This window comes from Blautia sp. CAG:257, assembly GCF_000433815.1.
In the GTDB taxonomy this organism is placed as follows: Bacteria; Bacillota; Clostridia; order Lachnospirales; family Lachnospiraceae; genus Blautia_A; species Blautia_A caecimuris.
On the sequence record NZ_HF998990.1, the window covers coordinates 11,268 to 30,713 of the forward strand.

15 protein-coding genes are annotated in these 19,446 nt (G+C 42.9%); 12 read left to right on the forward strand and 3 right to left on the reverse strand.

Features of this window, described 5'->3' with window-relative positions:
- On the reverse strand, nucleotides 1–1,316 hold a 1,316-nt coding region (locus QVP40_RS01370; protein ID WP_288200128.1), incomplete at its 3' end, for a BadF/BadG/BcrA/BcrD ATPase family protein.
- A 348-nt stretch (nucleotides 1,317–1,664) separates the two neighbouring features.
- Here QVP40_RS01370 and tgt point away from each other — a divergent pair.
- The 12 genes from tgt to QVP40_RS01430 all read left to right on the forward strand — a co-directional run bounded on the left by tgt (nucleotide 1,665) and on the right by QVP40_RS01430 (nucleotide 18,330).
- Entirely contained in the window at nucleotides 1,665–2,801 is a 1,137-nt protein-coding gene (tgt, locus tag QVP40_RS01375; RefSeq protein WP_022066723.1) for a tRNA guanosine(34) transglycosylase Tgt, read from the forward strand.
- 138 nt (nucleotides 2,802–2,939) lie between these two features.
- Nucleotides 2,940–3,239, forward strand: a complete 300-nt coding sequence (gene yajC / locus QVP40_RS01380; protein ID WP_022066724.1) for a preprotein translocase subunit YajC — start codon at nucleotides 2,940–2,942, stop codon at nucleotides 3,237–3,239.
- Between the two features lie 326 nt (nucleotides 3,240–3,565).
- Entirely contained in the window at nucleotides 3,566–3,793 is a 228-nt protein-coding gene (locus QVP40_RS01385; RefSeq protein ID WP_022066725.1) for a helix-turn-helix domain-containing protein, read from the forward strand.
- Entirely contained in the window at nucleotides 3,786–5,348 is a 1,563-nt protein-coding gene (locus QVP40_RS01390) for a type I restriction-modification system subunit M (RefSeq protein WP_022066726.1), read from the forward strand. Before QVP40_RS01385 ends, QVP40_RS01390 begins: the two co-directional genes overlap by 8 nt.
- 2 nt (nucleotides 5,349–5,350) lie before the next feature.
- Nucleotides 5,351–6,016 carry a hypothetical protein gene (locus tag QVP40_RS01395; protein ID WP_022066727.1) on the forward strand — a complete coding sequence of 222 codons (666 nt, stop codon included), beginning with the start codon at nucleotides 5,351–5,353 and terminating at the stop codon, nucleotides 6,014–6,016.
- Entirely contained in the window at nucleotides 6,013–7,803 is a 1,791-nt protein-coding gene (locus QVP40_RS01400; protein ID WP_022066728.1) for a restriction endonuclease subunit S, read from the forward strand. The genes QVP40_RS01395 and QVP40_RS01400 overlap by 4 nt, the downstream gene beginning before the upstream one ends.
- A gap of 12 nt (nucleotides 7,804–7,815) precedes the next feature.
- On the forward strand, nucleotides 7,816–11,076 hold the full coding sequence (locus tag QVP40_RS01405; RefSeq protein ID WP_022066729.1) for a type I restriction endonuclease subunit R: 3,261 nt from the start codon (nucleotides 7,816–7,818) through the stop codon (nucleotides 11,074–11,076).
- 293 nt (nucleotides 11,077–11,369) lie between these two features.
- Nucleotides 11,370–12,452, forward strand: coding sequence for a 3-isopropylmalate dehydrogenase (gene leuB, locus QVP40_RS01410; RefSeq protein ID WP_022066730.1), 1,083 nt, complete (start codon nucleotides 11,370–11,372; stop codon nucleotides 12,450–12,452).
- A gap of 145 nt (nucleotides 12,453–12,597) precedes the next feature.
- Nucleotides 12,598–14,274 (forward strand): dihydroxy-acid dehydratase, encoded by a 1,677-nt coding sequence (ilvD, locus tag QVP40_RS01415; protein WP_022066731.1) that lies wholly within the window; start codon nucleotides 12,598–12,600, stop codon nucleotides 14,272–14,274.
- 138 nt (nucleotides 14,275–14,412) lie between these two features.
- Nucleotides 14,413–16,101 (forward strand): biosynthetic-type acetolactate synthase large subunit, encoded by a 1,689-nt coding sequence (gene ilvB / locus QVP40_RS01420; protein ID WP_022066732.1) that lies wholly within the window; start codon nucleotides 14,413–14,415, stop codon nucleotides 16,099–16,101.
- On the forward strand, nucleotides 16,085–17,167 hold the full coding sequence (gene serC, locus QVP40_RS01425; protein WP_022066733.1) for a 3-phosphoserine/phosphohydroxythreonine transaminase: 1,083 nt from the start codon (nucleotides 16,085–16,087) through the stop codon (nucleotides 17,165–17,167). The genes ilvB and serC overlap by 17 nt, the downstream gene beginning before the upstream one ends.
- Entirely contained in the window at nucleotides 17,167–18,330 is a 1,164-nt protein-coding gene (locus QVP40_RS01430) for a phosphoglycerate dehydrogenase (RefSeq protein ID WP_022066734.1), read from the forward strand. The genes serC and QVP40_RS01430 overlap by 1 nt, the downstream gene beginning before the upstream one ends.
- Nucleotides 18,331–18,386: 56 nt before the next feature.
- On the opposite strand, the gene QVP40_RS01435 is transcribed toward QVP40_RS01430, so the two are convergent.
- Both QVP40_RS01435 and QVP40_RS01440 read right to left on the reverse strand, forming a co-directional pair.
- Nucleotides 18,387–18,713, reverse strand: a complete 327-nt coding sequence (locus tag QVP40_RS01435) for a branched-chain amino acid transporter permease (RefSeq protein WP_022066735.1) — start codon at nucleotides 18,711–18,713, stop codon at nucleotides 18,387–18,389.
- Nucleotides 18,710–19,432, reverse strand: a complete 723-nt coding sequence (locus QVP40_RS01440) for an AzlC family ABC transporter permease (protein WP_022066736.1) — start codon at nucleotides 19,430–19,432, stop codon at nucleotides 18,710–18,712. The genes QVP40_RS01435 and QVP40_RS01440 overlap by 4 nt, the downstream gene beginning before the upstream one ends.
- Between the last annotated feature and the right edge of the window lie 14 nt (nucleotides 19,433–19,446).

Below are 19,446 nucleotides of genomic sequence, written 5' to 3' on the forward strand. Positions count from 1 at the left end.
TGCACACTGTCTACAGTCTGATTTTTGATCTTGATGCACTTCATATCCTGTCCGCCGATATCAAGGATGCAGTCTACCTCAGGGTCAAAAAAGGCGGCGGCATAATAATGGGAAACTGTTTCCACTTCTCCCTCGTCAAGGAGAAGGGCTGCTTTGATCAGAGCTTCTCCGTATCCTGTGGAACAGGCATAGGCAATATGGACATCCTCTGGCAGCTGTGAATAAATTTCCTGAATAGAGCGGATGGCAGTATTCAGAGGGCTTCCGTTATTGCTGCTGTAAAAAGAATAAAGAAGGCTGCCGTCTTCGCCTACAAGAGCGGTTTTTGTGGTGGTGCTTCCGGCGTCAATGCCAAGATAACAGTTTCCGCTGTAAGTGGAGAGATCACCGGTGGCTACCCGGTAAGAGCTCTGGCGTTCTGTAAATTCCCTGTAATCCTCTTCTGAAGAAAAAAGAGGCTCCATACGCTCTACTTCAAAATCAAGCTTAATGGAATGGCGGAGACGGTCTTTTAAGTCAGTGAGAGAAACTGCCACTTCCTTCTTTGCATTGAGAGCAGAGCCGATGGCTGCAAAAAGATGAGAATTTTCCGGCACAATGGTGTGTTCCTCATCCAGCTTCAGAGTACGGATAAAGGCAGCTTTCAGCTCTGATAAAAAGTGCAGCGGACCTCCCAGAAAAGCCACATGACCTCTGATGGGCTTGCCGCAGGCAAGACCGGAAATAGTCTGGTTGACAACTGCCTGAAAAATAGAGGCAGAAAGATCTTCCTTGGTGGCGCCCTCATTGATCAGAGGCTGAATATCTGTTTTTGCAAAAACACCGCAGCGGGCTGCAATGGGATAGAGAGCCTTATAATTTTTTGCATACTCATTCAGACCAGGGGCGTCTGTCTGAAGCAGAGATGCCATCTGATCGATAAAAGAGCCTGTACCTCCGGCACAGATTCCATTCATACGCTGTTCGATATTTCCGCCTTCAAAATAAATGATCTTGGCATCCTCACCGCCAAGCTCAATGGCAACATCTGTCTGTGGAGCCATTGTCTGCAGGGAGGAGGAAACAGCGATTACTTCCTGGACAAACGGGATCTCCAGATGATTGGCAAGAGTCAGACCTCCGGAACCGGTGATCACCGGATGAAGGGTACACTCGCCAAGCTTATCATATGCCTTCTGGAGAAGATCGGCCAGAGTTTCCTGAATGTTTGCAAAATGTCTCTGATAATCGGCAAACAACAGGGTTTGATTTTCATCAAGAATCGCAATCTTTACGGTGGTAGATCCGATATCAATTCCTAATGTATATGTATTCATAAAATGTGAGTCAGCCTCCTCGTGTCGTATCTGTTGTAGATCTGTCAAATATTCTTTCTTATTATAAGTAAACGATAAGATAAAGATTCCGTAACATTATACGACAAAGTTTTTAAAATGACAATGTATAACTTTCACAATTTGTAAGGGTAAACAGGCGTGGGATTCTGAAAAACAGATAAAAATAATCTGATTTTGATATGTGAAAATATATCGGTCGTTTATAGGGCGCGATCTATCACAGTACAAACAGCAGGATTTCCTCCGGCTGCGTACTTTACTTTTTATGCAATACAAGTTATACTGAAAAACAGTAAAAATATTACCGCAGAAAGAGGAAGCAGAACTATGGCAGAATATAAGTTGCTGAAAACAGAGGGGCGTGCAAAAAGAGCAGAGTTTCATACGGTCCACGGTACCATACAGACCCCTGTATTTATGAATGTAGGAACCATCGGCGCCATTAAAGGCGCGGTGTCCACCATGGATCTTCATGAGATTGGAACTCAGGTAGAGCTTTCCAATACCTATCATCTTCATGTGCGCCCTGGTGATAAAGTGGTAAAACAGCTTGGCGGGCTTCACAAGTTTATGGTATGGGACAAACCGATCCTGACAGATTCCGGTGGTTTCCAGGTGTTTTCCCTTGCCAAGCTCCGCAAGATCAAGGAGGAGGGCGTTCATTTCCAGTCCCATATTGACGGACATAAAATCTTTATGGGTCCGGAGGAAAGTATGCAGATCCAGTCCAATCTTGCATCCACCATTGCCATGGCCTTTGACGAATGTCCAAGCAGTGTTGCAGACAGAGATTATGTGCAGAAATCCGTAGAGAGGACTACCCGCTGGCTTGCCAGATGCAAAACAGAAATGGCAAGGCTGAACAGTCTGCCGGATACCATCAATAAGAATCAGCTTCTTTTTGGCATCAATCAGGGCGCCATTTATGAAGATATCCGTATTGAGCATGCAAAAGAAATTGCAAAAATGGATCTGGACGGTTATGCAGTAGGCGGACTTGCAGTAGGAGAAACTCATGAAGAAATGTATCGGATCCTGGATGCAGTGGTTCCGTATCTGCCTCAGAACAAACCCACCTATCTTATGGGGGTGGGAACACCTGCCAATATCATTGAAGGCGTAGACAGAGGCGTGGATTTCTTTGACTGCGTATATCCAAGCCGAAACGGACGTCATGGCCATGTGTATACCAATCATGGAAAAATGAACATGTTCAATGCAAAATATGAACTGGATACAAGACCGATAGAAGAAGGCTGTCAGTGTCCGGCCTGCCGTCATTACAGCAGAGCCTATATCCGTCATCTTCTGAAAGCAAAGGAGATGCTGGGAATGCGCCTCTGCGTTCTCCATAATCTGTATTTTTATAATCACATGATGGAGGAGATCAGAGAAGCTCTTGATGAAGGCAGATTTGCAGAATATAAGAAAATGCGACTGGAAGGCTTCCTCAGAGGAGAATAAAAACTGTATAAATAAAATACAGAAATAGAAAAAAAGCAACAAAAACACTTGAAGAAATTCTTATTTTTGTGTATGATGTGTTATAATGCTTCCGGACAGGGAAGCAGGTAAGACAGTCAGGAAACAGGAGGAAACAAAATGGAAGCAAGCGGAGCTGCAAGTATGGGCATGATGATCATTTGGATGGTAATCATCTTTGGAATTATGTATTTCCTGATGATCCGCCCTCAGAAAAAAGAGCAGAAAAGACTTCAGGCTATGCTGAACAGTATGGAAGTAGGCGACAGCGTTGTAACAACAAGCGGTTTCTACGGTGTTGTTATTGACATGACAGAAGAAGACGTTATTGTAGAGTTTGGAAACAACAAAAACTGCCGTATTCCTATGAGAAAACAGGCAATTGCAGAAGTAGAGAAAGCTGAGCAGGCAACTGCATAACGAAAAATAGGCACCGGGTGACCGGTGCTTATTTTTTTGGAAAAATTTCCTGATACATATATGTGAATATTTGGTGTTATCTTCGTCATAAAGAATTTTAATTTAGTCTTTTTATTGAAAATGACTAAATTAAATTGTAAATGATAAAAAGATATCCCATCTTTTACAATTTGAGAAATAAAAAAGCTACAACCAGTAGTTTATAAGGCTTGGTGAAGGATTATTTATTTTACAACTGTCAAACTTCTGTGTTTTGTGTAGATTGAAAAATTCACTTTTTCGTGATATATTTTATCTATATTTATTAAAAATAGTGGAGGGATGGCATGGCGGTCAGCTACAAAAAATTATTTCATTTACTGATAGAAAAAAATATGACAAACGCACAGTTGCAGCAGGAGGCTGGCTTCTCAGCCAATATTATCACACGGCTGAAACGCAATGGGTATGTTTCTCTCGAAAGTATAGAAAGTATATGTCGTGTTCTGAACTGTGGCGTTGACGATATTCTGGAATTTTTACCAGAGGATAATGGAGGAAGAGAAAATGGTTGATACCAAAAAGGAACAGGAACGTGATGAATTGCACCGTGCAATATGGGCGATTGCAGATGAACTGCGTGGAGCAGTCGATGGTTGGGACTTTAAAAATTACGTTCTTGGTACGATGTTTTATCGCTATATTTCCGAAAACCTGTGTAATTACATAAACAGCGGTGAGGCTGATGCAGGTAACATTGGATTTGATTTTGCGAAAATATCAGATGAGGATGCAGAAGAAGCTAGAGAAGGATTGGTTGAAGAAAAAGGATTCTTCATTCTGCCCAGTGAGCTGTTCTGCAATGTACGTGCGGATGCTGCGAATGACGAAAATTTAAACGAAACATTGGAGCGTGTGTTCCGACATATAGAAGAATCTGCACAAGGAAGCGAGTCGGAAAGTGATTTTGCCGGATTATTCGATGATTATGATGTAAACAGCAATAAATTGGGTGCTACAGTTGCAAAACGTAATGAAAAACTCGTGAAACTTCTGAATGGTGTGGGTGAAATGAATCTGGGAGATGTGAAAGACCACTCTATTGATGCGTTTGGTGATGCATATGAGTACCTTATGACCATGTATGCCTCGAATGCCGGAAAATCTGGTGGGGAATTCTTTACTCCGGCAGATGTGTCTGAATTACTCACACGACTTGGTACTGTAGGAAAAACAGAAATCAATAAAGTATATGATCCGGCGTGTGGATCTGGTTCACTACTTTTGAAAGCTGAGAAAATTCTTGGCAAGGACGCTATTCGTAATGGATTTTACGGTCAGGAAATCAATATCACAACTTACAACCTGTGTCGTATCAATATGTTTTTGCATGATGTTGGATTCGATAAATTTAACATTGCATGTGAGGATACATTGCTTGCACCACAGCACTGGGATGATGAACCGTTTGAATTAATAGTATCCAATCCACCATATTCTATAAAATGGGCAGGAACAGATAATCCATTGTTGATTAATGACCCAAGATTTTCTCCTGCCGGAGTTCTTGCACCGAAAAGTAAGGCAGATATGGCATTTATCATGCACAGTTTGTCGTGGCTTGCGTCGAATGGAACTGCTGCCATCGTATGCTTTCCGGGAATTATGTATCGTGGTGGCGCAGAGCAGAAAATCCGTAAATATCTTGTGGATAATAACTATGTGGACTGCATTATTCAGTTGCCGAGTAACTTGTTCTTTGGCACTTCGATTGCAACCTGTATCATGGTAATGAAAAAGAACAAGGCAGATAACAAGACCCTGTTTATTGATGCTACAAGCGAGTGTGTGAAGGTTACCAACAATAATAAACTGACACCAGAGAATATCGAGCGGATTGTGGATGTGTTTGCCAAGCGTGAAGAAGTGGAGCATTTTGCACATCTGGCGGGCTATGAGGAAATATCCGGAAATGATTATAATTTGTCTGTGTCTACATATGTTGAAGTCGAAGATACCAGAGAGAAAATTGATATTGTGAAGCTGAATGCAGAAATTAAGGAAATTGTTGCTCGTGAGCAGGTACTCCGTGATGAGATTGATAAAATCATCGCAGAAATCGAGGTGTAATTATGGATGAAAAAGAAGCGTTAAAAAAATTGATTGATAATCCCAAGCAGCCTAATGTTAGTGAATGGGTTTATGAGGTCGAGGCGTTTTTAGAAGAAATTAATGAAAATAACGAAGAAGCGAGGATACTTATTGATGGCATAAAAAAGCAAGGGGATGCTTTTCAGCGTTGCGAAAATTTGGTGGCATTATTACGCCAACTTTATAAGAAAAAATATGATAAAGTGTCTATTCCACCAATAACGAAAAGAAATCAAATATTTGTTGCTATGATGTTTGCGGAGGAAACTGCTTCTACATACGAACAGGTATATAAGCCTGTTATTCAATCGTTGAATTATTCAGCTATGAGAATTGATGAGAAACAATTCAATGGATCTATTATCGGAGAAATTACTGCTGAAATAACAGATTCTGTTGCTTTGATTGCAGATTTAACAGGAAATCGTGGCGGTGTTTATTATGAAGCTGGAATTGCTAGAGGTCTACAATTATGTAATCATCCAATTAAATTAATTCTAACTTGTAAACGAAGCTTTTTTGAAAATGAAAGAGTTCATTTTGATGTAAGTGGTGATAACATTGTTCTTTATGAAAACGATAATGATTTGAAACAAAAACTTACAAAAAGATTACGGGCTGTTTTGAGCAAGGAGACTGAAGCATGAGCAGATTAGATGAATTGATTGCGGAGTTTTGCCCAAACGGTGTGGAATATAAAACGATTGATGAAATAGCAGTGGATATATACAGAGGCTCTGGTATTAAAAGGGACCAGGTAACGGAGGAAGGGATACCGTGTGTGCGTTATGGGGAAATTTATACAACGTACGGTGTCTGGTTTGAAAAATGCAAGTCTCATACAAAATTGGAGTATGTAAAATCGCCAAAGTATTTTGAATATGGAGATATTTTGTTTGCAATAACTGGAGAAAGTGTTGAAGATATTGCAAAGTGTTGCGCATATATAGGAAATGAGAAATGTTTAGCGGGTGGAGATATTGTTGTACTGAAACATAAAGAAGATCCCAAATACATAAGTTACGCTTTATCAACTGTAGATGCACAAAAACAAAAAAGCTCTGGAAAGGTAAAAAGTAAAGTTGTCCATTCCAGCGTACCATCAATTAAAGCTATTAAGCTTCCTGTACCTCCTCTGGAGGTACAACGTGAAATAGTCCATATTTTGGACTCTTTCACGTTACTTACAGCCGAGCTTACAGCCGAGCTTACAGCTCGGAAGAAACAGTATGAATTTTATCGCAATAAACTGCTGACATTTGATAACAATGTTAAAATTGTTCCATTAGCTGATATTGCTGATATTGGTACTGGTAGTAGTAACACTAATGAAGGAGTTGAAGAAGGTAAATATCCTTTTTATGTCCGCTCACAGGAACCGTTGCGAAAAAATGAATATGAATATGATGAAACTGCCATTATTACTGCTGGCGATGGAGTCGGTGTAGGAAAGGTATTTCATTATGTTGAAGGAAAATATGCTTTGCATCAAAGAGCATACCGAATTCATATAAATACTCCAGATGTATTACCGAGGTATTATTTTCACTATATGAGATCGGCATTTTTGCCATATATACAGAAAACTATGTTTCAGGGGTCTGTGGCATCTATTCGAAGACCGATGCTAAATCAATTCCCTGTTCCTGTTCCGGCATTGGATGTACAGAAAAGGCTTGTTAATGTTCTTGATAATTTTGAAGCCATTTGTACTGATCTGAATATTGGTTTGCCAGCTGAAATTGAAGCACGTCAGAAACAATATGAATATTATCGTGATTTGCTCTTGACATTTGCTGAAACAGGTAGCATGCTCATGACAGACAGACAGACAGACAGACAGACAGACAGACAGACAGAGCTGAGCGCAATTAAGCTCATCCAGTATGTGTTTGGTTATGTTATGCTACCGTTGGGAAAAGTTGCAAATGTATTCAGAGGAGAATACATCACAAAGAAAAATACAAAGGCAGGATCTATCCCTGTAATTCTTGGAGGACAAGAACCAGCGTATTATATTGACAAGCACAATCATGATGGGGAAATAGTGGTGGTTGCACGAAGTGGTGCATCAGCAGGATTTGTTTCCTATTGGAATCAGAAAATTTTTGTTACAGATGGATTTGGTTACGAAGAAAAAAGCGAATTAATTACCACAAAATTTTTATATTATGTTTTGAAAAACATGGAGTCAGAACTAAATGCTATGAAACGTGGTGCAGGAGTTCCTCATGTAAGTGGCGAAATGCTCAATAGTATTGAATTACAAATTCCTTTATTACAGGAACAAAATCGTATTACCGATATTCTCGACCGTTTTGATACTCTCTGCAATGATCTGGCCACAGGACTTCCGGCAGAAATCGAAGCACGTCAGAAGCAATATGAATATTACAGGGATAAGCTGTTATCTTTTAAAGAATTACCAAAGTAAGGAGGCGAGGATGTGCCATACTTTAATATTGTAGCGGAGACATCGGAGAATACCGTTGTCACAGAATATGAGCCAGTGAAAAAACGTTCTGACAGTTATCAGAGCGAAGCAGAACTGGAACAGGAATTTATCCGTCTGCTCTGCGAACAGGGATATGAGTATCTGCCTATTCACACGGAGAAAGATCTGATTTCCAATCTCCGTAAAAAATTAGAGGAACTGAATAATTATCAGTTTTCAGACACAGAGTGGGATGCTTTTTTCAAAAATGCTGTTGCGAATCCCAATGAACATATTGTGGAAAAGACTCGTAAGATACAGGAGGATAATGTCCAAGTTCTGACTCGTGATGATGGTTCTTCCAAGAACATTACGCTTATAGATAAAAAGAACATTCATAATAACAGGTTGCAGGTCATCAATCAATACAAGGTGAATGCTGCCTCAGGCAGCAGAGAGGGCAGCCTGGGCTGTGTGATTGGTACAGAGAATGGTGCAAAGCATGATAACCGCTATGATGTTACAGTATTAGTCAATGGTCTGCCGCTTGTGCATATTGAGCTGAAGCGTAGAGGTGTTGCCATCCGTGAGGCATTCAACCAGATCAACCGTTACCAGAGGGATTCTTTTTGGGCGGGGTGCGGACTGTATGAGTATATCCAGATTTTTGTTATATCCAATGGAACAAATACAAAGTATTATTCCAACAGCACCAGACGGAATGCAGAAAAGGAACATGAGAAGCGGGGAGCAAGTAAGACTAAGACCAGTAATAGCTTTGAGTTTACCTGCTTCTGGGCAGATGCCAATAACCGTGTGATTCCAGATTTGATTGACTTTACAAAGACCTTCTTCGCAAAGCATACGATTCTGAATATTCTTACGAAATATTGTATTTTTACATCGGAAGATATGCTAATGGTTATGCGCCCGTATCAAATTACAGCTACGGAGCGAATTCTCAATCGTATCGAAATTGCCAATAATTATAAGAAGTACGGCAGTGTCGAGGGTGGTGGTTATATCTGGCATACCACAGGTTCTGGCAAGACACTGACTTCATTTAAGACGGCAAGACTGGCATCGAAGCTGCCGTATATTGATAAGGTACTGTTTGTGGTTGACCGTAAAGATCTGGATTACCAGACTATGAAAGAATATGACCGTTTTGAAAAAGGTGCAGCCAACAGCAATACATCGACTACCATATTAAAACGGCAGTTGGAAGACCCAGATGCGCATATCATCATTACCACAATTCAGAAACTGGCTACCTTTATAAAAAAGAATCCGGGACATGAAGTTTATCTGAAACATATCGTTATTATTTTTGACGAGTGCCATCGCAGCCAGTTTGGGGATATGCACACTGCTATTGTAAAAAATTTTAAGAAATATCATCTGTTTGGATTTACAGGAACACCAATCTTCTCTGTTAATTCTGGCAGAGCCAAGAATCCAGAATTCTTTACTACAGGTCAGATCTTTGGAGATCAGCTTCACAGTTATACGATTGTGGATGCTATTAACGATAAAAATGTTCTTCCATTCCGGGTTGATTATATTAAAACGATGGATGTGGAGGAAGAAATCACAGATGAGATGGTCTGGGACATTAACCGTGAAAAGGTTATGATGGCTCCTGAGCGTATTCGCATTGTGACACAGTACATACTGGAACATTTTGACCAGAAGACGTATCGTGGGGATAAAACATACATATATAATGCGCTTACTAATATTTCAGAGGTAGCTTCTGCCAAGCGGGATGAGGTAGAGGAAATCAAGCAGAAACAGCGTATTAGTGGTTTTAATTCTATTTTTGCGGTATCGAGTGTTCCGATGGCAAAATTATATTATCAGGAATTCAAAAAGCAAATGGCAGCAGATCCGACCAAGAAATTGCGTGTTGCAACCATTTTCAGTTATGGTGCAAACGAAGAAGAATCGGATGGTATTCTGGATGAAGAAAATTCTGAAGATACCTCTGCACTTGATCAGCCGTCCAGAGAATTTCTGGAAGAAGCCATTAAGGATTATAATGAAATGTTCCATACGAATTACGATACCTCAAGTGATAAATTCCAGAATTATTATAAAGATGTGTCGCTTCGCATGAAAAATAAGGAATTGGATATCTTGATCGTAGTAAATATGTTCCTTACAGGTTTTGATGCCACAACCATGAATACGCTATGGGTAGATAAAAATCTGAAAATGCACGGACTGATACAGGCATTTTCTCGTACCAACCGTATTCTGAATTCTATTAAGACCTTTGGAAATATTGTGTGTTTCCGAAATCTGCAAAAGCGTGTGGATAGTGCCATTTCCCTGTTTGGGGATAAGAATGCCGGAGGTATTGTACTGCTACAGAGTTTTAAAGATTATTATTATGGATATGAGTCTATAGATGGTAAACCGATGCCGGGTTATGTGGATATGATGGAGGACTTGAATCATAAATTTCCGTTATCAGAACCGCAGATTATCGGAGAACAGAATCAAAAGGACTTTATTGCTCTGTTTGGTGCAATTCTCCGCATGAGAAATCTTTTGCTTTCTTTTGATGAGTTCAAGGGCAATGAGCTGATTTCTGAGCGTGATTTACAGGATTACCTCGGTCGTTATCAGGACTTGCGTGATGAGTGGAAACGCAAGCGTCAGGAAAGTACAGATATTACAGATGATGTGGTATTTGAAATTGAACTGATCCGGCAGATAGAAATTAACATTGATTATATCCTCATGCTTGTAAAGAAGTATCATGATACACACTGCGAAGACAAGGAAGTGCTGATAACCATCAATAAGGCGATTGATGCGAGCCCAGAGTTGCGCAGTAAGAAACAGCTCATTGAAACTTTTATTGCAGGAATCAATGATGTGGATGATGTCATGAATGAGTGGCATGAATTTGTGGTGGCACAGCGTGATCATGACCTTGATGTTATCATTAAGGAAGAAAAACTGAAGCCAGAGGATACCCGAAAGTTCATAGAAAATGCGTTTCGGGACGGCGAAATTAGAACAGTCGGAACTGACATAGATAAACTTATGCCGCCTATATCCCGTTTTGGTGGTGGTGGAAGAACCAAGAAAAAACAGGGAGTTATTGAAAAGCTGAAAACCTTCTTTGAAAAGTATTTTGGCATCGGAGGTTCGTCTGCCTTTACAGAGCCAGAGCATAAAACAGTGGTATATGATTTGGATGGTCAGGAAACGCTGTCGATGGTAGCAGAAGAAAAAACTCCATATGGAAAGCAATCATAAATGAATTGAGTACACGAGAAATTCAGTATTTTGCTATAGAGAATAAAGATAAAAATACACTAGGTGTTGGTGAGAACTGAGGCCCTTTTTTCTAAAAAAACAGTTGGGGTAGCTTGTGGTATATGACTTAGTCTAAGGAGAGTTGTGCAATGTATGATCATGTACAACTCTTTTTTTGATGGCTTTTTCGCTTTAACAGGTTGAAATCTTCCGCAAAGTGCGTTATTATAGTAACAATCCAAAAAGGAAAGGGATCTGCAGGGTGGTTTCCTGCGGAAAAAGGAAATAAGAAAATGGAATATAAAATTGCTTTGATTCCCGGCGACGGGATTGGACCGGAAATTGTAAGGGAGGCCAGAAAGGTTCTGGACGCTGTCTGCAGCAAATATGGTCATAAGTTTATTTACTCAGAGGTTTTGTTAGGCGGCGCTTCCATTGATGTGCATGGGGTGCCTTTGACAGAGGAAGCAGTAGAAACTGCAAAGGCTTCCGACGCAGTTCTGATGGGCTCCATTGGAGGGGATGCAAAGACCTCTCCCTGGTACCGGCTGGAACCATCCAGACGCCCGGAGGCTGGCCTTCTGGCAATCCGTAAGGCCCTGAATCTTTTTGCAAACCTTCGTCCGGCATATCTTTATCAGGAGCTTAAGGCTGCCTGTCCTCTGAAAGAGGAGATCATTGGGAACGGCTTTGACATGATCATTGTCAGGGAGCTTACCGGAGGACTTTATTTCGGAGAAAGAAGGACTGTCGAAGAGAACGGTGTAAAAACAGCAGTTGACACACTTTCCTATAATGAAAATGAAATCCGCCGCATTGCAGTAAAGGCTTTTGACATTGCCATGAAGAGAAAGAAAAAGGTGACAAGCGTAGATAAGGCCAATGTGCTGGACTCTTCCCGGCTCTGGAGAAAGGTTGTGGAAGAAGTGGCAAAGGATTACCCGGAGGTGACTCTGGAGCATATGCTGGTTGACAACTGCGCTATGCAGCTTGTTCACAATCCGGGACAGTTTGACGTGATCCTTACAGAGAATATGTTTGGCGATATTCTTTCTGATGAGGCGAGCATGGTAACAGGCTCTATCGGAATGCTTTCTTCGGCAAGTCTGAATGATACAAAATTTGGGCTTTATGAGCCCAGTCACGGTTCGGCGCCGGATATTGCAGGACAGAATAAGGCAAATCCTATTGCAACCATTTTGTCAGCGGCGATGATGCTCCGCTATTCACTTGACCTTGACAGAGAAGCAGACGCAGTGGAGGCAGCAGTGCAGAAGGTTCTTAAAGATGGCTGCCGGACAGGCGATATTATGTCAGAGGGCTGCAGGCAAGTGGGAACCGCTGAGATGGGTGATCTGATCGCAGCAGCGGTGTGACAGAAAGGAAACGGACAAGAATCAGAAATTATTTGCCGGGCACTGAATTTACAGAAAGGATCAGTTGCAATTACCGGCTTTTCAATTTACAGCAAACATCAGGCAGGATGATCTGTCTTACGATACAGAAGGGAGAGACATATACATGAGAAGTGATGCAGTAAAAAAAGGTTCCCAGCAGGCTCCGCACAGGTCCCTGTTTAATGCTCTTGGATTTACAAAGGAAGAAATGGAACGTCCCATGGTAGGAATTGTAAGCTCTTACAATGAAATTGTTCCCGGACATATGAATCTTGACAAAATAGTGGATGCAGTAAAACAGGGAGTTGCCGTGGCTGGCGGAACCCCTGTTGTATTCCCGGCCATTGCAGTCTGCGACGGCATTGCCATGGGACATACAGGAATGAAATATTCTCTTGTTACAAGAGATCTGATCGCGGATTCCACTGAGGCAATGGCAATGGCTCATCAGTTTGACGCCCTGGTGATGGTTCCGAACTGTGACAAGAATGTTCCGGGCCTTCTGATGGCAGCTGCCAGGATCAATGTGCCAACGGTATTTGTAAGCGGAGGTCCTATGCTTGCAGGACGTATCCACGGACACAAAACCAGTCTTTCCAGTATGTTTGAAGCAGTGGGCGCTTATGCGGCAGGAAATATTTCTGAGGATGAGCTGACAGAATACGAAAACAAAACCTGCCCTACCTGCGGATCCTGTTCCGGTATGTATACTGCAAACTCCATGAACTGTCTTACAGAGGTTCTGGGTATGGGGCTTGGCGGAAACGGAACGATTCCGGCCGTTTATTCTGAAAGGATCCGTCTTGCCAAACATGCAGGAATGCAGGTTATGGAAATGTACAGAAGAAATATCCGCCCAAGAGATATTATGACAGAGGAAGCCATTCTCAACGCTCTGACAGTGGATATGGCTCTTGGCTGTTCCACAAACAGTATGCTTCATCTTCCGGCTATTGCCCATGAGATCGGCATGGATTTTGATATCAGCTTTGCGAACAGCATCAGTGAAAAAACTCCAAACCTCTGTCACCTTGCTCCGGCAGGACCTACTTATATGGAAGATTTAAACGCAGCAGGCGGCGTTTATGCAGTTATGAACGAGCTGGATAAAAAAGGACTTCTTCATACAGAGTGTATGACTGTCACAGGAAAGACTGTGGGAGAAAACATTAAAAACTGTGTAAACCTGAATCCTGAGGTAATACGCCCCATTGACAATCCATACAGCCAGACAGGAGGACTTGCAGTCCTGAAAGGAAACCTTGCTCCTGACGGAGGAGTGGTAAAACGTTCTGCGGTTGTGGAAGAGATGATGGTTCATGAAGGACCGGCCAGAGTGTTTGACTGTGAAGAGGATGCCATTGACGCCATCAAGGGCGGAAAAATTGTACCGGGAGACGTAGTTGTAATCCGTTACGAAGGCCCGAAAGGCGGACCGGGAATGAGAGAAATGCTGAATCCTACTTCCGCAATTGCAGGCATGGGACTTGGCTCTTCAGTGGCTCTTATTACGGACGGAAGGTTCAGCGGCGCGTCCAGAGGAGCCTCCATCGGACATGTTTCTCCGGAAGCGGCAGTAGGAGGACCCATTGCTCTGATCGAAGAAGGAGATATCATCAGTATTGATATTCCGGCACTGAAACTGGAAGTAAAGGTTTCCGATGAGGAAATGCAGGCAAGAAAAGAGAGATGGCAGCCCAGAGAACCAAAAGTAACCACAGGATATCTGGCAAGATATGCGTCTATGGTAACCTCCGGAAACCGCGGAGCGATCCTTGAGGTACCGAAGATCCAGAAATAATGAAAAAAATGATCTGTTATATAAAGAAGCCTGAAAAACATTTTACAGGTATCATAAAACAGCAACAGTTTTACAGGGAATCAATATAAGATTGAAGAGATACACCGGAAAATACAGAGGGAATAAGGAGGAGACGATATGCAGCTGACAGGCGCGGAAATTATCATAGAATGTCTGAAGGAACAGGGCGTGGATACCGTTTTTGGCTATCCGGGCGGGGCTATCCTGAACGTCTATGATGCACTTTATAAATACAGAGATGAGATTCATCATGTTCTGACCTCCCATGAGCAGGGAGCGGCTCATGCGGCAGACGGCTATGCACGTGCAACCGGAAAAGTAGGAGTGTGTATGGCAACTTCAGGACCGGGAGCCACAAACCTGGTAACCGGAATCGCCACTGCATATATGGATTCTGTTCCGGTAGTGGCGATCACTGCAAACGTAGGAAAGCCTCTTCTGGGAAAAGATTCCTTCCAGGAAGTGGATATTGCAGGAATCGTTATGCCGATCACCAAGCACAGTTATATTGTAAAGGATATCACCAAGCTTGCGGACACCATACGAAAGGCTTTTTATATTGCAAAGAGCGGACGTCCGGGGCCGGTTCTGGTGGATGTGACAAAGGATGTGACAGGGGCGCTTTATGATTATTCTCCCCGCCGTCCGGCAACCGTAAACCGTGAGACAAGCGAGATCCACAGGGAGAATGTGGAACAGGCAGTAAACATGATCTGCAAGGCGCAGAAACCGTTTATTTTTGTTGGCGGCGGTTCTGTGATCTCCGGCGCATCGGAAGAAATCGCAGAGCTTTCTCACAGGATTCAGGCTCCGGTCTGCGACAGCCTTATGGGGAAAGGCGGATTCTCAGGAGAAGATCCATATTATACGGGAATGCTGGGAATGCATGGAACAAAAACCTCCAATCTGGGAGTCAGTCAGTGCGATCTTCTGATTGTTCTGGGAGCCCGGTTCAGTGACCGTGTAACCGGAAATGCAAAAACCTTTGCCAATAAAGCAAAGATTCTTCAGATAGATATTGACGCTGCGGAAATCAATAAAAACGTTCTGGTGGATGCTTATATAGAAGGCGACATCAAAGAAGTTTTAAGAAGGCTTCTGGAGGAAATCCCGGAGAAAAAGCATCCTCAGTGGATGGAACATATTCAGGAGATGAAGGCAAAATATCCTCTGAATTACGATCATACCCAGCTTACCGGACCGTATATCATTGAAAAACTTTATGAACTGACCGACGGAGATGCAATTATCACTACAGATGTGGGACAGCATCAGATGTGGGCGGCTCAGTATTATAAATACAAAGAACCGAGAACATTTTTAAGCTCCGGCGGCCTGGGAACCATGGGATTTGGTCTGGGGGCAGCTATCGGAGCAAAAATGGGAAGACCGGAAAAAACTGTGGTAAATATCGCAGGTGACGGATGTTTCCGGATGAACATGAATGAGATTGCAACAGCAGTGCGCTGTGGAAAACCACTTGTGCAGATCGTTCTGAACAACCATGTTCTGGGAATGGTGCGCCAGTGGCAGACTTTATTCTACGATCACAGATATTCGCATACTGTATTAAATGATGCAGTGGATTTTGTGAAGATCTCCGAGGGCATGGGGGCAAAGGCCATCCGTGTCACAAAAATGGAGGAAGTGGAACCTGCGCTTAAAGAAGCTCTGTCTTCTGATGGTCCGGTGGTTTTGGACTGTTGGATCGATCAGGATTTAAGTGTATTTCCAATGGTGCCTGCCGGGGCAAATATTGATGATGTCTTTGACGAGGAGGATATGAAAAATGAGCAGAGTGTATAACTTTTCCGCCGGACCGGCTGTACTGCCGGAACCGGTACTGAAAGAACTGGCAGAAGAAATGATGGATTATCAGGGCTGTGGCATGTCTGTGATGGAAATGAGTCACAGAAGCCCTGAATTTCAGAAAATCATTGATGAGGCGGAGCAGGATCTGAGAGATCTGATGAACATTCCGGACAACTATAAGGTGCTTTTTTTGCAGGGAGGGGCATCACAGCAGTTTGCAATGATTCCCATGAACCTGATGAAAAACGGGGTGGCAGATTATATTGTCACCGGACAGTGGGCCAAAAAAGCTTATCAGGAAGCGCAGAAGTACGGCAAGGTCAATAAGATCGCATCTTCTGAGGATAAGACCTTTTCCTATATTCCGGACTGCAGTGATCTGGATATCAGTCCTGATGCCGATTATGTGTACATCTGCGAAAACAATACCATTTATGGAACAAAATTTAAAACTCTTCCCAATACAAAGGGCAAAACTCTGGTGGCAGACGTTTCCTCCTGCTTCCTTTCCGAGCCTGTTGACGTAAGTAAATACGGAATCATTTACGGCGGAGTCCAGAAAAATATCGGACCTGCGGGAATGGTGATCGTGATCATCCGTGAAGATCTGATCACTGAGGATGTCCTTCCAGGTACACCTACCATGCTTACCTACAAGACTCATGCAGACGCAGGCTCCCTTTATAATACTCCAAACGCTTACTGCATCTATGTGTGCGGAAAGGTATTTAAGTGGCTGAAGTCCATGGGCGGACTTGAGGAGATGAAACGAAGAAACGAAGAAAAAGCAAAGAGCCTTTATGATTTCCTGGATGAAAGTAAGCTGTTTAAAGGAACGGTGGAGCCGGAATCCCGCTCACTGATGAATGTTCCGTTTGTTACAGGCGATAAAGATCTGGATGCGAAATTTGTAAAAGAAGCAAAGGCAGCAGGCTTTGTAAATCTGAAAGGTCACAGAACCGTGGGCGGCATGCGCGCCAGCATTTACAACGCAATGCCGAAAGAGGGAGTGGAAGCCCTTGTTGCTTTTATGAAAAAATTTGAGGAGGAGAATGCGTAATGTTTCAGTATCACTGCCTGAATCCCATTGCCGAAAGAGGCCTGAACATGTTCAGTGAGGATTACACAAAAACAGAAAATATCAATGAAGCGGATGCTGTTCTTGTAAGAAGCGCCAAGATGCATGATATGGAGCTTGGCGATTCTGTAAAGGCTATTGCCCGCGCCGGCGCCGGTGTAAATAATATTCCTGTTGATGCCTGCGCGGAACAGGGAATCGTTGTTTTTAACACCCCGGGGGCCAATGCCAACGGTGTAAAGGAGCTGGTAATTGCAGGAATGCTCCTTGCCTCCCGCGACATTGTGGGCGGTATTGAGTGGGTAGCCGGTCAGAAGGACAAGGAAAACATTGATAAGCTTGCGGAGAAGCAGAAAAAGCAGTTTGCAGGCTGCGAGATCAGCGGCAAAAAGCTTGGAATCATCGGCCTGGGAGCCATTGGAGCCATGGTTGCCAATTCTGCTACTCATCTGGGAATGGAGGTTTACGGCTATGATCCGTATATTTCCATTGACGCTGCATGGAATCTTTCCAGAACCATCAAACACAGCAAATCCCTTGATGAGATCTACAGCCAGTGCGATTACATTACCATTCATGTGCCGCTTCTTGACAGCACACGCAAAATGATCAACAAAGAAGCCTTTGACAAAATGAAAGACGGAGTGGTTCTTTTAAACTTTGCCAGAGATCTTCTTGTTGATGAAGAAGCGCTGATCAATGCACTGGAAAGCGGAAAAGTGAAAAAATATGTGACAGATTTTGCAAATCCTCTTGTGGCAGGCCGGGAAGGGATACTGGTAACTCCTCATCTGGGAGCTTCCACAGAGGAATCAGAAGAAAACTGTGCAGAAATGGCAGTAAAAGAGCTTCGGAATTTCCTTGAAAACGGAAACATTAAAAATTCTGTGAATTTCCCCAACTGCGACATGGGAATCTGTGTGGCAGTGGGACGTATTGCTATCTGTCATAAAAATATCCCCAATATGATCAGCCAGTTTACCAAGATCCTTGGCGGAGAGGGCGTGAATATTGCGGATATGACAAATAAGAGTAAGGGCGAGTATGCCTATACTCTTATTGATCTGGAGAGCACAGTTTCAAGAGAGGCGCTTGAAGAACTTCGTGCCGTAGAGGGAGTATCCAAGGTTCGTGTGGTAAAATAAAATTGACTTGCAGAAAAGGGTCTTACTGAAAAAGTGGGGCCTTTTTTTGATCAGATTTAAAAAACAAGCTGTACCAGGACCATGTATAGAATTGTCCCTCCGGCAATGGACAGCAGCATCTGTCGTTTCCACAGGTGGAGAAACACCACTGCAAGAATGGACAGAAATTCAGGGATACCATGGCTGCCGGTAAAAATGCTTACGTTTTTCAGACAGTAGACCACAAGCAGTCCAAACACAGCCGGAGGGAGAACCTTTCCCAGATACTGAATGTATTTGGGAGTGGCTTTTCCTGCCGGGAAAAGAAGAAAGGGCAGAAAACGTGTCAGGACAGTCCCAAGCACTACCATTGCAATGGTAATGATCTGTTCTGTAAGAGTCATTGGTTTTCACCTCCTCTGGTCAGAGGCACCCGGAGAAAGGTCAGCATGGCAAGGAGCATCAGCATGGCGGGAATGATGAAACGGTCCGGACCGAAAATAATCAGGCAGATAAGAGAAAGCAAAAGCCCAAGAATAGAACAGGTATGGCTCTTTTCTTTCATCCATTGTTCCATAAAGATTACCACAAACATGGCTGTCATGACAAAATCCAGTCCCTCTGTACTGAAGTGAATCAGAGAGCCGAAGATGCCTCCCAGAGTGGCGCCGGTTACCCAGTAAATGTGATTGTACAGGGTTACAAAAAACATGAACCAGCTTCGATCCACATCTTCAGGGATTTCTGCGGCATAGTTTATGGAAAAACTTTCATCGCACATACCGAAGATCAGATAGAATTTTTTCAGACCGGCTCCCTGGTATTTTTCCAGCATGGAAATACCGTAAAAAAGATGACGGGCGTTAATCATCAGAGCCATGGCCAGTGCCTGAACAGGATGGAAGGCGCCCAGAAGAAGATTTACGGTAACAAATTCAATGGATCCGGCAAAAATTGTCAGGCTCATGAGCATGGGATACCAGAAGCTGAATCCTGAAGCATTCATGTAAATACCATAGGTCATGCCCAGAAACAAAAAACCTGTCAGAATAGGTATGGTGTGAGGAAAGGCACACCGGGCTGCTTTTTTTATGGTGTGCCTTTCTCTGGAAGATTTATTCATAATCTGTTCCACGG

What these genes read in the sequence shown, in the direction of transcription:
- tgt (WP_022066723.1), top strand. Translation starts at nt 1,665, where the DNA reads ATGGCAGAATATAAGTTGCTGAAAACAGAGGGGCGTGCAAAAAGAGCA.
- yajC (WP_022066724.1), top strand. Translation starts at nt 2,940, where the DNA reads ATGGAAGCAAGCGGAGCTGCAAGTATGGGCATGATGATCATTTGGATG.
- QVP40_RS01385 (WP_022066725.1), top strand. Translation starts at nt 3,566, where the DNA reads ATGGCGGTCAGCTACAAAAAATTATTTCATTTACTGATAGAAAAAAAT.
- QVP40_RS01390 (WP_022066726.1), top strand. Translation starts at nt 3,786, where the DNA reads ATGGTTGATACCAAAAAGGAACAGGAACGTGATGAATTGCACCGTGCA.
- QVP40_RS01395 (WP_022066727.1), top strand. Translation starts at nt 5,351, where the DNA reads ATGGATGAAAAAGAAGCGTTAAAAAAATTGATTGATAATCCCAAGCAG.
- QVP40_RS01400 (WP_022066728.1), top strand. Translation starts at nt 6,013, where the DNA reads ATGAGCAGATTAGATGAATTGATTGCGGAGTTTTGCCCAAACGGTGTG.
- leuB (WP_022066730.1), top strand. Translation starts at nt 11,370, where the DNA reads ATGGAATATAAAATTGCTTTGATTCCCGGCGACGGGATTGGACCGGAA.
- ilvD (WP_022066731.1), top strand. Translation starts at nt 12,598, where the DNA reads ATGAGAAGTGATGCAGTAAAAAAAGGTTCCCAGCAGGCTCCGCACAGG.
- ilvB (WP_022066732.1), top strand. Translation starts at nt 14,413, where the DNA reads ATGCAGCTGACAGGCGCGGAAATTATCATAGAATGTCTGAAGGAACAG.
- serC (WP_022066733.1), top strand. Translation starts at nt 16,085, where the DNA reads ATGAGCAGAGTGTATAACTTTTCCGCCGGACCGGCTGTACTGCCGGAA.
- QVP40_RS01430 (WP_022066734.1), top strand. Translation starts at nt 17,167, where the DNA reads ATGTTTCAGTATCACTGCCTGAATCCCATTGCCGAAAGAGGCCTGAAC.
- QVP40_RS01435 (WP_022066735.1), bottom strand. Translation starts at nt 18,713, where the DNA reads ATGACTCTTACAGAACAGATCATTACCATTGCAATGGTAGTGCTTGGG.
- QVP40_RS01440 (WP_022066736.1), bottom strand. Translation starts at nt 19,432, where the DNA reads ATGAATAAATCTTCCAGAGAAAGGCACACCATAAAAAAAGCAGCCCGG.